The 12,708-nt window shown below is 61.8% G+C and carries 16 protein-coding genes and 1 tRNA gene; 10 read left to right on the top strand and 7 right to left on the bottom strand.

The genetic code is table 11. The features are described 5' to 3' along the window. The first annotated feature begins 24 nt into the window (after window positions 1–24). From plsX to NKL04_RS11780, 5 genes are all read left to right on the top strand, one after another. The gene (gene plsX, locus NKL04_RS11800; protein ID WP_023700539.1) at window positions 25–1,095 is read left to right on the top strand and encodes a phosphate acyltransferase PlsX; all 1,071 of its coding nucleotides are present in this window, start codon (window positions 25–27) and stop codon (window positions 1,093–1,095) included. Between the two features lie 9 nt (window positions 1,096–1,104). Then, window positions 1,105–2,076 carry a beta-ketoacyl-ACP synthase III gene (locus NKL04_RS11795; protein WP_023689495.1) on the top strand — a complete coding sequence of 324 codons (972 nt, stop codon included), beginning with the start codon at window positions 1,105–1,107 and terminating at the stop codon, window positions 2,074–2,076. 104 nt (window positions 2,077–2,180) lie between these two features. Next, window positions 2,181–2,504, top strand: coding sequence for an integration host factor subunit alpha (locus tag NKL04_RS11790; protein WP_006201891.1), 324 nt, complete (start codon window positions 2,181–2,183; stop codon window positions 2,502–2,504). Between the two features lie 134 nt (window positions 2,505–2,638). Next, window positions 2,639–3,181: a MerR family transcriptional regulator gene (locus NKL04_RS11785; RefSeq protein ID WP_023669374.1), complete on the top strand. Its 543-nt coding sequence runs from the start codon at window positions 2,639–2,641 to the stop codon at window positions 3,179–3,181. 84 nt (window positions 3,182–3,265) lie between these two features. Then, window positions 3,266–3,568: a hypothetical protein gene (locus tag NKL04_RS11780; RefSeq protein WP_023669375.1), complete on the top strand. Its 303-nt coding sequence runs from the start codon at window positions 3,266–3,268 to the stop codon at window positions 3,566–3,568. 73 nt (window positions 3,569–3,641) lie between these two features. Here the strand turns inward: NKL04_RS11780 and NKL04_RS11775 are convergent, their stop codons facing one another. Continuing rightward, on the bottom strand, window positions 3,642–3,911 hold the full coding sequence (locus tag NKL04_RS11775) for a hypothetical protein (RefSeq protein ID WP_023700538.1): 270 nt from the start codon (window positions 3,909–3,911) through the stop codon (window positions 3,642–3,644). Window positions 3,912–4,323: 412 nt separating this feature from the next. On the opposite strand from NKL04_RS11775, the gene NKL04_RS11770 reads away from it, so the two are divergent. Continuing rightward, window positions 4,324–4,527: a hypothetical protein gene (locus tag NKL04_RS11770; RefSeq protein ID WP_023697438.1), complete on the top strand. Its 204-nt coding sequence runs from the start codon at window positions 4,324–4,326 to the stop codon at window positions 4,525–4,527. Window positions 4,528–4,760: 233 nt separating this feature from the next. Here the strand turns inward: NKL04_RS11770 and NKL04_RS11765 are convergent, their stop codons facing one another. Next, entirely contained in the window at window positions 4,761–4,955 is a 195-nt protein-coding gene (locus tag NKL04_RS11765) for a hypothetical protein (RefSeq protein ID WP_032996888.1), read from the bottom strand. Between the two features lie 161 nt (window positions 4,956–5,116). Further along, window positions 5,117–5,731, bottom strand: a complete 615-nt coding sequence (locus NKL04_RS11760; RefSeq protein WP_023700536.1) for a hypothetical protein — start codon at window positions 5,729–5,731, stop codon at window positions 5,117–5,119. A gap of 296 nt (window positions 5,732–6,027) precedes the next feature. Between NKL04_RS11760 and NKL04_RS11755 the strand changes: the two genes are divergently transcribed. After that, entirely contained in the window at window positions 6,028–6,321 is a 294-nt protein-coding gene (locus NKL04_RS11755) for a helix-turn-helix domain-containing protein (protein ID WP_023682373.1), read from the top strand. A 77-nt stretch (window positions 6,322–6,398) separates the two neighbouring features. Here NKL04_RS11755 and NKL04_RS11750 read toward each other — a convergent pair whose 3' ends face one another. Continuing rightward, window positions 6,399–6,851, bottom strand: coding sequence for a cupin domain-containing protein (locus tag NKL04_RS11750; RefSeq protein ID WP_023700535.1), 453 nt, complete (start codon window positions 6,849–6,851; stop codon window positions 6,399–6,401). A gap of 247 nt (window positions 6,852–7,098) precedes the next feature. Here NKL04_RS11750 and NKL04_RS11745 point away from each other — a divergent pair, with 247 nt between their 5' ends. Continuing rightward, window positions 7,099–7,560, top strand: a complete 462-nt coding sequence (locus NKL04_RS11745; RefSeq protein WP_023700534.1) for a YbaK/EbsC family protein — start codon at window positions 7,099–7,101, stop codon at window positions 7,558–7,560. Between the two features lie 51 nt (window positions 7,561–7,611). Here NKL04_RS11745 and NKL04_RS11740 read toward each other — a convergent pair. Further along, window positions 7,612–7,688: transfer RNA gene (locus NKL04_RS11740), tRNA-Pro, on the bottom strand. Window positions 7,689–7,832: 144 nt separating this feature from the next. Here NKL04_RS11740 and NKL04_RS11735 point away from each other — a divergent pair. Together NKL04_RS11735 and NKL04_RS11730 are read left to right on the top strand one after the other, a co-directional pair. Next, the gene (locus tag NKL04_RS11735; protein ID WP_023700533.1) at window positions 7,833–8,801 is read left to right on the top strand and encodes a glycosyltransferase family 8 protein; all 969 of its coding nucleotides are present in this window, start codon (window positions 7,833–7,835) and stop codon (window positions 8,799–8,801) included. A gap of 51 nt (window positions 8,802–8,852) precedes the next feature. Further along, window positions 8,853–9,836, top strand: coding sequence for a glycosyltransferase family 8 protein (locus tag NKL04_RS11730; RefSeq protein WP_023700532.1), 984 nt, complete (start codon window positions 8,853–8,855; stop codon window positions 9,834–9,836). A 63-nt stretch (window positions 9,837–9,899) separates the two neighbouring features. Here NKL04_RS11730 and NKL04_RS11725 read toward each other — a convergent pair whose 3' ends face one another. Together NKL04_RS11725 and NKL04_RS11720 are read right to left on the bottom strand one after the other, a co-directional pair. Next, the gene (locus NKL04_RS11725; RefSeq protein WP_023700531.1) at window positions 9,900–11,141 is read right to left on the bottom strand and encodes an O-antigen ligase family protein; all 1,242 of its coding nucleotides are present in this window, start codon (window positions 11,139–11,141) and stop codon (window positions 9,900–9,902) included. Next, window positions 11,138–12,673 (bottom strand): undecaprenyl-phosphate glucose phosphotransferase, encoded by a 1,536-nt coding sequence (locus NKL04_RS11720; RefSeq protein ID WP_023700530.1) that lies wholly within the window; start codon window positions 12,671–12,673, stop codon window positions 11,138–11,140. The genes NKL04_RS11725 and NKL04_RS11720 overlap by 4 nt, the downstream gene beginning before the upstream one ends. Between the last annotated feature and the right edge of the window lie 35 nt (window positions 12,674–12,708).

The following is a 12,708-nucleotide window of genomic DNA, read 5'->3' as shown; positions in this document are numbered from 1 at the left end:
CCAAGCTAGTGAGATAAAGACCGCGTGATCAGGATTTCCATCGATGCCATGGGTGGCGATCACGGGCCAAACGTGGTCATCCCGGCACTCATGACGGTCGCCGTCAGGCGTCCCGACATCCGCTTCGTCATATATGGGCGCGAGGAATTGGTGCGCCCCGAACTCGCCAAATTCCCCAAACTGGCCGAGGTCAGCGAGTTCCACCATTGCGAAGTCGCGGTCAGGATGGACGACAAGCCGAGCCAGGCGCTGCGCCACGGCCGCTGGAAGTCGTCGATGTGGAAGGCTGTCGAAGCAGTCAAGAGTGGCAGCGCGCAGGCCTGCATTTCGGCCGGCAATACCGGCGCGCTGATGGCGATGTCGAAATTCTGCCTGCGCACGATGGCGACCATCGACCGTCCGGCGATCGCGGCGATCTGGCCCACGATGCGCGGCGAGAGCGTGGTGCTGGATGTCGGCGCCACCATCGGCGCCGATGCGCACCAGCTGATCGACTTTGCCATTCTCGGCACCGGCATGGCGCGCTCGGTGTTCGGCATCGACCGGCCGAAAGTCGGCCTGCTCAATGTCGGCGTCGAGGAGATCAAGGGACAGGAAGAGGTCAAGGAAGCCGGGCGCATGCTGCGCGAGGCCAACATGGCCTCGATGAATTATCATGGCTTCGTCGAGGGTGACGACATCGGCAAGGGCACGGTCGACGTGGTCGTCACCGAAGGATTTGCCGGCAACATCGCGCTCAAGACGGCAGAAGGCACTGTGCGCCAGATCTCAGGCTATCTGCGCGCCGCGATGAACCGCACGCTGATGGCCAGGATCGGCTATGTCTTCGCCAAGGGCGCTTTTGACCGCCTGCGCGAAAAGCTCGATCCGGGCCGCTCCAATGGCGGCGTTTTCCTGGGTCTGAACGGCATCGTGGTAAAGAGCCATGGCGGCGCCGATTCGGACGGTTTCGCGGCGGCCATCGAGCTTGGCTACGATATGGTGCGCAACAATCTGATCGACCGCATCGAGGCCGATCTCGACCTGTTCCATGCGCGCAACCCGCATGCCCAGGCAAGCAGGAAATCCGACGCCACCGTCGACGAAAAGGAATAGGAAAGAGCTTTGATCAGATCAGTCGTGCGCGGCACCGGTGCTGCGCTGCCCCGCCGCATCATGAAGAATGCCGATTTCGAAGGCATGGTCGAGACCTCGGACGAGTGGATCGCCCAGCGCACCGGCATCCGCCAGCGCCATATCGCCGCCGATGACGAGACGACGGCATCCCTGGGCGAGGCGGCGGCGCGCGCAGCGCTCGACAATGCTGGTCTTACGCCTGCCGACATCGACCTGATCGTGCTGGCGACCTCGACGCCCAACAACACCTTTCCGGCGACCGCCGTCGAGATCCAGAACCGGCTCGGCATGCATCACGGCTTTGCCTTCGACCTGCAGGCGGTGTGCTCGGGCTTCGTCTATGCGGTGACCACCGCCGACCTCTACATCAGAGGCGGCCTCGCCAAGCGCGTGCTGGTGATCGGCGCGGAGACCTTTTCGCGCATCCTCGACTGGAGCGACCGCTCGACCTGCGTCTTGTTCGGCGACGGCGCCGGCGCGCTGGTGCTGGAAGCGGATGAGGGCACCGGCGGCATTGCCGACCGTGGCGTGCTGGCGATGAGCCTGCGCTCCGACGGCGCCCACAAGGACAAGCTTTTCGTCGATGGCGGTCCCTCGACCACCGGCACGGTCGGCCATCTCAGGATGGAAGGCCGCGAGGTGTTCAAGCACGCCGTCGGCATGATCACCGACGTTATCGAGGCGACGTTTTCGCAGGCCGGCATAACCGCCGACGACCTCGACTGGTTCGTGCCGCATCAGGCCAATAAACGCATTATTGACGCTTCGGCCAAGAAGCTCGGGATTGCTGAGCAAAAGGTGGTGGTCACCGTCGATTTGCACGGTAACACCTCGGCTGCTTCCGTGCCGCTGGCGCTTTCGGTGGCTGTCGCCGACGGTCGCATCAAGAAGGGTGATCTCGTGCTCCTGGAAGCGATGGGCGGCGGCTTCACCTGGGGCGCGGTTCTCGTTCGCTGGTAAGTGCCGAACGGTCCGGTTTCGGTCCTTGACCTTGCCGGATCAATTACTTAGGCTCTGCCTTTACCTGTATCGATTTATGGTTTTTGAACTGATGGGACGGTCGCATGGGGGGAAAGACACTTACGCGCGCCGACCTTGCCGAAGCTGTTTACCGTAAGGTCGGCTTGTCACGCACTGAATCGGCAGAACTCGTCGAAGCGGTGCTGGACGAAATCTGTGAAGCCATCGTACGCGGCGAGACGGTGAAGCTGTCGTCCTTCGCCACCTTCCACGTCCGTTCCAAGAACGAACGCATCGGCCGCAATCCCAAGACCGGCGAGGAAGTGCCGATCCTGCCGCGCCGGGTGATGACCTTCAAGTCGTCGAACGTGCTGAAAAGCCGTATCCTGCGCTCGCACCAGAACAGCAAGGCCAAGGGCGGCAAATAGGTTCTGCCGCAGGCTTCGGTTGAAAACGCCGGGCCGTTTTGACGCCGGGCTTGAATATTGTTTCATAAACCGCTGAAATGATACCCGATTCGGCAGACTGGGCCGGATCGCCGTCCAGCGTGAGGATTTCGCCCATGGACAAGAGCCCCGACGCTTTCCGCACCATCAGCGAGGTCGCGGAGGATCTCGATCTGCCGCAGCACGTGCTGCGCTTCTGGGAAACCCGTTTCAACCAGATCAAGCCGATGAAGCGCGGCGGCGGCCGCCGCTACTACCGGCCGCAGGATGTCGAACTGATCAAGGGCATCCGCCACATGCTCTACGACCAGGGTTACACGATCAAGGGCGTGCAGAAACTGCTGCGCGAGAACGGCAACCATTTCCTGGTCGCCATCGGCAATGGCGACATGGCTGCCGTCGAAGCGATCTCGCAGCGCAGGCAGGCCGATCAGGTGCCGCTGACGCCAGCCGCCCAGCCGCGCGGCATGGATGACGAGATGCTGGTCGGTCAGCCCAAGGTAAAACCCAGCCGCCGCTTTTTCGGCCTGGGCAAGACCGAGGAGGAAGGTCCGGTCCAGCCCGGCGCATCGAAACTGTCGCGCGACAACCGGGCCTTGCTGCAGGAGGCGCTGTTTGACCTCCTGGAGTGCAAGCGCCTGCTCGACCAGGTGCGCTAACCTTTCCGCTGTCTCGGGCAAGCAGACCGGAACCGGTTCTGCGGCCATGCGTTTGGCCTTCTCTCAAAAAGAAGGAAAACAATCATGGTATCGCTTTCGACCCTCTCCGATCTCGATCTCGAAAAGCAGGTCGCGACCCTTTCCAAAGAGCTCGCCGCGTTGCGCAAAGTCGTGGCCAAACGCGGCGGTGCTTACTACGAGGACGGGCGCGATGCCGCTTCGGACTATTATGGGCAGCTTGCCGACCTTGTCAGCGATGCGTTGCCGGCGATCAGGAAGCAGGGCAGGGCGATCGAAAAGACGGCGCGCGATCGTCCGGCAACAGCCGCTGCTGTTGGGTTGGTCGTGGTCGGCCTTCTCGCCAGCCTGTTGCTCAGCCGGCGCTAAAACAATTCACGAAAACAAAAAGAAAATGGCGGCCGTCCCGCGGACGACCGCCATTTCCCTGATCTGCGGCCGATTACTTGGCGAGCTTGATCTTGGCCTGCGGCGAAACCTGCGCGGTCTGGCTGCACTTGCCATAGACAGTGCCATTCTTGTCCGTGGCGTCGGTATAGGTGCCTTTGCACTCGATCGAGAGCACCAGGCAATGACCGGAGCCCTTGCAAACCGCGCCGCCGTCGCCCGTGGGATGCGTGCCGTTGGCGAAAGCCGAGGTCGGAACGGAAGCCGAACCGAAGGCCGAGACCATGAGGGCCGCGGCGAGCGTGATGCGCTTGAAGTTGGTCATTTGAGCATTTCCTTCTCTGGATCGAGGATCGCCACCATGGCGTCCTTCTGTGTTGGGATCGCCTTCTCGGCGTCCATGCCGGTTAGTGCGGCCTCCAAAGCAAAGGTTCATGCGTGGTTCGAATTTTCTTCGCCTTTTTTTGCGACGTCGATTTTTAGCCTTCGCCAACGGACGGCGCCTGGCGGGGCGGGCATCGATCATGCATTTCGCGTGAAGGGCGCTGACGTAGCAGCGCGGCATCCCATGCGAAGGTCACACGGTGGCGTGCCCAAATGGCCAGCCAAGACCGAGTCCGCCCCCGGCTCTTGTCAGGTGGCGGCAGCAGTCATTGCCGCCACTTGGCACCGCGCTTTCTGCCACTCCCGGCTGCGACTATAACGCCAGTCCAAAGGTACCGGCGGAGGAGACGGGCGTGGTCGCAAATTACATCGACGAGTTCATCATGTTCTGCGCTGGGTTGTGGATGACAGGCGTTGGTTTTGGGCTGCTCCAAAGTCCTTTTCAGGCCCAGCAAGGTCAGCAGCCATGGTGGCTGCAGGTCGCGAAGCATTTCAAATGGATGGGGCCGCTTTTGATTTTGATCGCAATAGTGCTCGCGTTCGCGGCGCCGTCCTAGCGGGTTCCGACGGCATTGAGAGACCCGGGGTGTCCTGCAGCTGGCTACCGCTGTGTTGTCGGCCTTGCGCCTGATACGTTCGTTGGGTGCGCTGTGGTTGCTCGCATTCTGGCGCATGGGCGCCATCGAATCCTGCCTTCAGCTTTTCCACGTGTCGCCTGGCAAAAACCAACGGGAAGGCGGCCTTGACGAGGACTCCAGGGCCAGCCTTCCCGTTGGGCAAGTCGGCCGTGTCAGGCCTTCTTGGCCTCCACCTTGTGGTGGTGGCGGTGGTGATGGTGATGGCGGTGATGCTTGTTGTGATGATGATGATGGTGGTGATGCTTCTTGTGCAGCGGTGCTGCGTCGGCGCTGCTGGCGCCGATGAGGGGCAGAGAGACAGCCAGGGCAAAAGCCAGCCCGAGAGCCGACAGGAGGGACTTCTTCATGACTTCGTTTCCTTTTCTGCGCGGGCTGAATTTGGCCGTCACCGAGCAAGATCGGTGCCGGTGAACCCCGCAGTCATGACTATCGCCTCCGAACTTTTCGACAGTTTTTCCGGACTGTAGAATTTTGTTTCTGGATTGTGTCTGGCGGCTTCGTCGGCAACTTACATCGGCGGAATGACGCCGTTGGTGCCGACAACGACCCGGCCCGCGGTCAGCTTGCCGTCGCTGCCGCGCTCGGCGTTGACGAACACCACAGCGCCAGGCTTGAGGTCGGCGGGCGTCGCCGGCGCGAAGGTCACCACCGGCGTCGTCTGCGGGATCGCGATCTGCTTTTTCTGGCCATTGTCGTAGGTCAGCGTCACCGTGCGACCTGCAATCTCGGTGACATCGGCGACCGTGCCGTTGGTCATCCGGCTGTTGGGCTCGAGATCCCACGGGCGGTCGCCTTCGCCGGCGCCCTTCAGCGCGGCCGGGAAGATCACCACCTCAAGCGCGCCGCTGCCGCCATCGGCCTTCGAAACAGAGGCAATGCCGAGGAAATCGCCTTGCTTGATATCCCCGGCATCCGCCTTGGCGACGCCGGAAATCTTCCACCCTTCAGCCAGCGCGATGGCGTCGGTAGCGCCTTCGCGGGTCTTCACCGTCAGCGTCGCTCCGGCAAAGGCGGTCACCGTGCCGCGAATGCGCACGGCCTCGGCGGCTTGCGACGCGACCATGCTCGCGCCGGCGAGGCCTGAAATCGTGGCGAGCACGATGGCTGATGTCTTGAATGTCATGGATCTGATCCTCTTGGGAAAAGCTGGCCCGATGCGGCTGCCAGCAACATCAGGCTAACGCGCGAGCGGCGCAAAACCCCTGAACACTTCGGCGTGCGGCCCTTCAAAAGAACTTGATTGGGAGATCGGGGCGGAGATCCTATATGTGCCCTGGCGCCTGCGGTTTTGACGCCGGTTCACGATGCTGTGACGGTCGGTTTGGGCCTTGGCAAATCGCCGTCAAGCGGGCATTGTCCCGGCTCTCAGGCAACACCCTATCATTTGATCCAAAACTCTTTAGCCCCATGGAGTTGCCAATGCCCCAAACTGCAAAACACGAACCCTTCTCCAGGCTGGCGGCCGATGTTGCGGCCGATGTAGCGCTTGAGCACCCCGGCCTCAAAGCCATCCGGGAGACAAAGGGATACAGTATTGAAGAGCTTTCCCTGACCTGCGGTCTGTCGACCAGCGAGATTGCCGACATAGAGAGCGGCAAGGACACCGATCCGACAAAACTTCGCCGGATCGCCGCAGCATTGCAATTGCCGGAAACGGCCCTGATCGATGCCCCGGCGCCCACGGCGCCTGTGGAAAACCGGTCCGTTTCATAAACAACGGCCAAGCGTCGTTCAACAAGCCCGCCATGGTTTGCCCTGGCGGGCTTGTTGCATTCGCCCAACGGCGAATGTCACTTCTTGCTCGGATCGTCCGCCGGGTTGACGTAGGTGATCGCGAACGGCCCCTCGCCATGAACCTGGACGATCGTAGCGCTTGTCGTCCAGGCGTAATGGTTCATTCCCTGTGGGGCTACGCCGAAGCCGCCGGCGGTCAGTTCGATGCCTTTGGTCTCGTCGAGCTTGTCGCCCATGCCGATATGAAAATTGCCGGAAATCACCGTCACATATTCCGAGGTGGGATGGTTGTGCGCGGCAATCCTGTAGCCGGCCGGCAGCTTCAACCGCAGCACGTAGATGCCATCCTTCGAGGGGTCCCCGGCGATGACAGCCATGTCCGCGCCGGCGGGCAGGACAGCAGGAGCAGGGCCCCATTCGATGGCGTCCGCGTTTATCGGCATGTCGTCGGCAAGCAGCGGCGCCGTCCCGACAAGCAGCAGCGCCAGAGCCGAGGCGAGCTTGAGCATGATGATCTCTCCGGTTGGTCGTGGGAGCACAGCATCAGCGCCGGCCCTGATCCATTGCGACCTACCAAGGCAGCAGCCCGAACACATCTCCCGCGCGGGGGATGCGCCTTCCATTGCCGACATGCGGCGCGACCCGCCCGGCCTGGTACCGCTGCAGCCGTCGAGGGGGCGGGGAGGTTGCCGCCGACCGAGCGTGAAGCTATCCAGTGTGAACGCTAACCGCATTTTCGAATGGGACAATGCCGAGATGAGCCTTGAATCCGTGCGCGCCTTCCTGGCTGCCCATGCGCCCGATGTCGAAGTGCTCGTCACCGAAGCGAGTTCGGCGACGGTGGCGCTGGCGGCTGAGGCGCATGGCGTGGAGCCGGCGCAGATCGCCAAGACCATCTGCCTGCGCGTTGGCGGTGAGACCATGCTGATCGTGGCCGGCGGCACGTCTAGGCTCGACAACCGCAAATTCAAGGACCGTTTCGGCGGCAAGCCGCGCATGCTTGACGCCGACGAGGTTGTCGCGATTACTAGCCATCCCGTCGGCGGCGTCTGCCCATTCGGCCTGCCGGCGCCGCTGCCGGTCTATTGCGACGTCTCGCTGCGCGCCTTCGATGAAGTCGTGCCCGCGGCCGGCGCCACCAACGCCGCGGTGCGGCTGAGCCCTGAGCGCATGGCACAGATTGTCGGCGCCGAATGGGTCGATGTGTGCCAAGGATGAATGTTGGTGATTTGAGAAGCAGGACCTTTGGGGGCAAGTCCTGTCTAAAAATGGTCGGAGTGGCCGGATTCGAACCGACGACCCCTTGACCCCCAGTCAAGTGCGCTACCGGGCTGCGCTACACTCCGGACCGCGCAAAGCCATATATTTTCAAGGGTTATGGTGCAAGCGCTAAAACGGCGCGCCGGACCTGAAAGTCGCCAGGCATTCGGCCTTGTCGCCGCAACGGCAAGGCGATATGGCTCGCCCAATATCGATACGAAGGATTGCGTGTGGCAAATTCCTGTTTTTTTCTGGCGGCCGACGCCAAGTATTTTCCGTATGCATGCTTGGCGGCGCGCAGAATTCTGGATGTTTCGGGAGACGCAACGCCAGGCTTCATCCTGCATTTCGGCGCACGTGATGCCGATATGCGTGTTGCTGAACGCCTGCTGAAGAATCGCCTCCGCATAATGGACGTATCGGCGCTTTTTGCGGACGCCGGCCATACTTTCCGGCCAAGCAATGTCGGCACCTTTGTTCGGCTCTTCGCCGACCAACTGCCTCAGTTCGCGGACTATGACCGCATCGCCCATGTCGATTGTGATGTCCTGTTCAATCGAGATATCGGCGACCTGGTGGGCCAGACACTTCATGCTCCGTTGCTGGCCGCTCACGATGATTACATGTATTTCCGCCCGGGCTATCGGGACAAACTGTCGATGCAGCCGGGGGCGCCTTATTTCAACGCCGGCATCATCGTCTTCAACATGCCGCCGGTGCGTCAACAGGGACTTTTGCACCGCGCCAGGGATGTCGCCGTTGCCGGGCAGATGAACGATCAGAACGCGCTGAACATCGTCTTCGAGGGTAAGTGGCAGACGATGCACCCGAACTGGAATTTGATGTCCAACGATACGAAGGAATTCCGCTTCGCCCAAGCCTATGCGCGGCATTTCGCCGGCGGCAAGCCATGGGGGAGCCAGGTCGACGTGGAGCCCGAGGCGCTTGCCGTCTGGCGCGATCTGGCAGGGGATACGCCGTGGCTTGAGCCCTTCCGGCAGCGTATTCCCTTCGAGCGGGGCGTCATGAGGCGGTTCGCCCGCAGGTTCGACGGCATGATGGGGATGTTGCCGAACAAGGATCGGTATCGGCGGCGAGCACGGTATGACGGCAGCAAGGTGCATAAGATATATGCCGAGCATGCTGACGCCGGGGCGATGGCTGTGCAGTTTCCGGAAGTACTCGGCGGATTCGACTGAGAGCCGAAACGAGCACTGACGGCTGAGGAATCAGGCAGCGGGTGGTGTGACATGTCGCAAAAATCGTGTTTCTTTTTCGCCGCAGACCAGAAATTCTTCCCCTTTGCCTGTCTGGCGGCACGCCGCGCGCTGGACGTCTCCGCCCCCGTCGACGGCTTTATTCTGCACACCGGTATTATTCCCGCCGAAGACCGGGCTATCGGCGAGCGCTTGCTCGGGGGGAGGATCGGCATCATCGACGTAACGAAGTTCATGGAGGCGACGAACTTCAATCGTGGAACGCATCCCACGCTTGCGACCTACATCAGGCTGTTCGCCGATCAATTGCCTCAATTCGAGCCATACGACCGCATCGCCTATTCCGACGCCGATGTGCTTTTCAACCGATCGATAGAAGACCTCTGCAACACCCCGCTCAACGCTCCGCTGCTGGCCGCACACGACGAGCAGACCTATTTCGACGCAAAGTATCGACAGCATTTGCCGATGCAGCCAGGGGCGCCGAAGTTCAATGCCGGCGTGCTGGTGTTCAACATGCCGCTGGTCAGGCAGGAGGGGCTTCTGGAGCGTACCCGGCAGTTGGCCTCCGAGCAGGTTTACGGGATGGATCAAGGTGCGTTGAACGTGGCTTTCGAGGGCAGGTGGCAGACGATGCACCCGTTCTGGAACGTGATGACCAACTACACCAGCCAGATCCCTTTCACCCGCTGCTACGCCCGCCACTTCGCCTGGGGCAAACCTTGGGACCGTCCACCCATCGGGGTCGAGGTCGAGGCCATGGCGATCTATCGCGATCTGGCGAAAGGCACGCCCTGGGCCGGCCGTTTCAGCAGCAACTGGCCGGTCAAGAGAGGCATATTGAAAAACCTCGGCCGCAAGTTCGACGCCATCAGCGGGATTTTGCTGAACGACGAGAAGCGCAAGCGACGGGCGCGGTTCGACGCCGAAAAGGTCAGCGCTATCTTCGCCGATCACGCCGACAAATCGATGCTGGCAGTGCAATACCCCGAGCGGGTTGCCGGCATCGCGAGATAGAGGAAATCCCGACAATCCGTCAGCAGGGCGGGGTCTTCCGAACTCGGCGGCGTTTCCGTCGGTTTAGCTTGCCGCCACCGCCCGCAACCCGCGCTGATGCCTGTATTCCAGCGCGATCGCGCCCCAGATCAGGCCGAGCAGCAGGTAGACATGGCGCCAGTGGTCGATGTCGATGAAGGTGCCGAGCCCGATATTGCCGATGAAAGCGACGTAGGCGCAGAGCAGATAGGGCTGCCATGGCCGGTCGCGCAAAAGGATGCGGAAGCCGGCCGCGATCGTCCACAGCGTCAGCGACAGGAACGAGACGAAGCCGAGCCAGCCATAATCCATCAGCGTCTTCAGCCAGATGTCGTGCGTGTCTTCGCCGAAAATGGTGCCGAATACCAGCGGGCCGATGCCGAGCGGATGTTCGAGCGCCATCTCGAAGCCGATCGTGTAGCGGGCAAAGCGGCCAAGGCGCGCCGTGTCGTAGCTCTGTTCGAGCTGGGCGCGGCTGGAAAACATCTCGCCGACGCCGGGCAGCTGCAGGATGACGATCATGGCGACCACCAGCAGGGTGACGGCGGCAATGCTCATGATGATGACGCGCAGCCGGAACTTGCCGCTGTTGCTTTGCAGGAACAGGGCGCCGGTGAGCAGGATGGCCGAGACGGCGAACATGCCCCAGGCGCCGCGCGAGAAGGAGAAGAAAATGCCGGCGGTGATGATCAGCAGCAGCACCGCCAGAAGCGGCATGCGCGTGATCGAGCCGGTCAACAGGAGATAGAGCAGATAGATGCCGGGCAGCACCAGGAATGGTCCGAACACGTTCGGATCCTGGAAGGCGCCCTGGGCGCGGTCGTATCTGGTGAAGATTTCAGCGCCGGGGAAAGCGTGGGAATAGCCGGCAATGCCGAGCAGCGAGGTCACCACCGCGGAGACGACATAGGCGATGAAGATCAGCCGGTAGAGGCCGGGCTGCACCGCCGTCACCGACGAGAAGAACACCGCGGTGAACGCAAGAAACAGCGAGACGGCGAGATAGAGCGGTGTGTTGGCGAGATCGGCCATCTGCGTCATGGCAATCATGCCGCCGATGTTCATCGTGATCAGCAGCACGAGCAGCGGCACGGCGGCGCGCGATATGCGCAGGCCAAACAGCACCCACACCCCGATCAGCCCGACCATGAAAAGATCGTAGGGCGCCGGCTCGTCGATGACGAAGCCTGACAGGAAGACGCCGAAAAACACCGCGCCCGACGATATCAGCGCGATCAGCTTGGCATTGACCGCAGCCTGCGGCAAATCATGGGAAATCGCGCTCAATAGGCGTTTTCCGTATTGAGCAGCCGCAGCGGCGTCATGAGCAGGATGCGCAGATCGAACAGCATCGACCAGTTCTCGATGTAATAGAGGTCGTATTCCGTGCGCATGCGGATCTTCTCATTGGTGTCCATCTCGCCGCGCCAGCCATTGATCTGTGCCCAGCCGGTGACGCCGGGCTTGACCTTGTGGCGCGCGAAATAGCCGTCGACCACCTCGTTATAGAGAAGGTTGTGCGACTGCGCGGCAATCGCATGCGGGCGCGGGCCAACCAGTGACAGCGTGCCGAACAGCGAGTTGAAGAACTGCGGCAGCTCGTCGATCGAGCTCTTGCGGATGAAGCGGCCGACGCGGGTGACGCGCGGATCGTTCTTGGTCACCGTCTGCTTGGCGGTCGGGTCCGAGCGGTCGGTGTACATGGAGCGGAATTTGTAGACTTCGACGATCTCGTTGTTGAAGCCGTGCCGCTTCTGCTTGAACAGCACCGGACCCTTGCTGTCGAGCTTGATGGCGATGGCAGTCGCCAGCATCACCGGTGAAAACAGGATGATGCCGATCAGCGAGAAGACGATGTCAAAGGCGCGCTTGGCGACCGAATCCCAGTCGTTGATCGGCCTGTCGAAGATGTCGAGCATCGGCACCGAGCCGATGTAGGAATAGGCGCGCGGGCGAAACTGCAAAGCGTTCGAATGCGCCGAGAGCCGGATGTCGACCGGCAGCACCCAGAGCTTCTTCAGCAGCTGCAGCACACGCGTTTCGGCAGTCAGCGGCAGCGACACGATCAGCATGTCGATGCGCGCGATGCGAGCGAATTCCATCAGCTCCGAAATGGTGCCGAGCTTGGGATAGCCGGCCACGATCGGCGGCGAGCGCTTGTCGCCGCGGTCATCGAAGATGCCGCAGATGCGGATGTCGTTGTCTGGCTGCTTCTCGACCGAGCGGATCAGCATCTCGGCCGCCTTGCCGCCGCCGACGATGACGGCGCGGCGTTCCATACGGCCGTTGCGCGCCCAGCGCCGGATCAGCTTCGACATCACCAGCCTGAGGCCGAACAGCAGAAGCAGGCCGACGACAAACCAGGTGCCGAACAGCAGACGCGAATAATCCTCCGACATTTTCATGATGAAGGCCGTCAGCGCCATCAGCGCGAAGGTGCCGGCCCAGACCATCAGCACGCGGCCGAGATTGGAGATCGGTCGCATCAAGGCGGAGATCTGGTAGCAATCGCTGACGTCGAGCAGCACCACGGCCACGAATGACGCCGCGGCAATGGTCAGCGGATATTGCCAGGCGAGATAGTTGAAGAAGCCGACAAAGTGGAAGTAGAGCGCGAGCCCCGACAGGAACAGCAAGCCGAATTCGACGATGCGCAATACGCCGCTGACCATGACCGGCGACATCGTATCGCGCCGGTATTGCGAGGCGACCTGGCGGGCAACACTGTTCATGCCGCCGGGCGTGGGGCTCTCGGCAGGATTGTCGAATTTGCGCACCGCATCGGCCGAAAAGCGGCGCGTGGGGTCGGTCTCGTTCATCGGGTTTTCCCACAAGCTTCCGCGATGACGATAGC

The sequence above is a fragment of the Mesorhizobium sp. C264A genome, from assembly GCF_040324515.1.
GTDB lineage: Bacteria > Pseudomonadota > Alphaproteobacteria > Rhizobiales > Rhizobiaceae > Mesorhizobium.
Note: the sequence above shows the minus strand (reverse complement) of the source record. Positions and strands in the feature narration are given on the sequence as shown.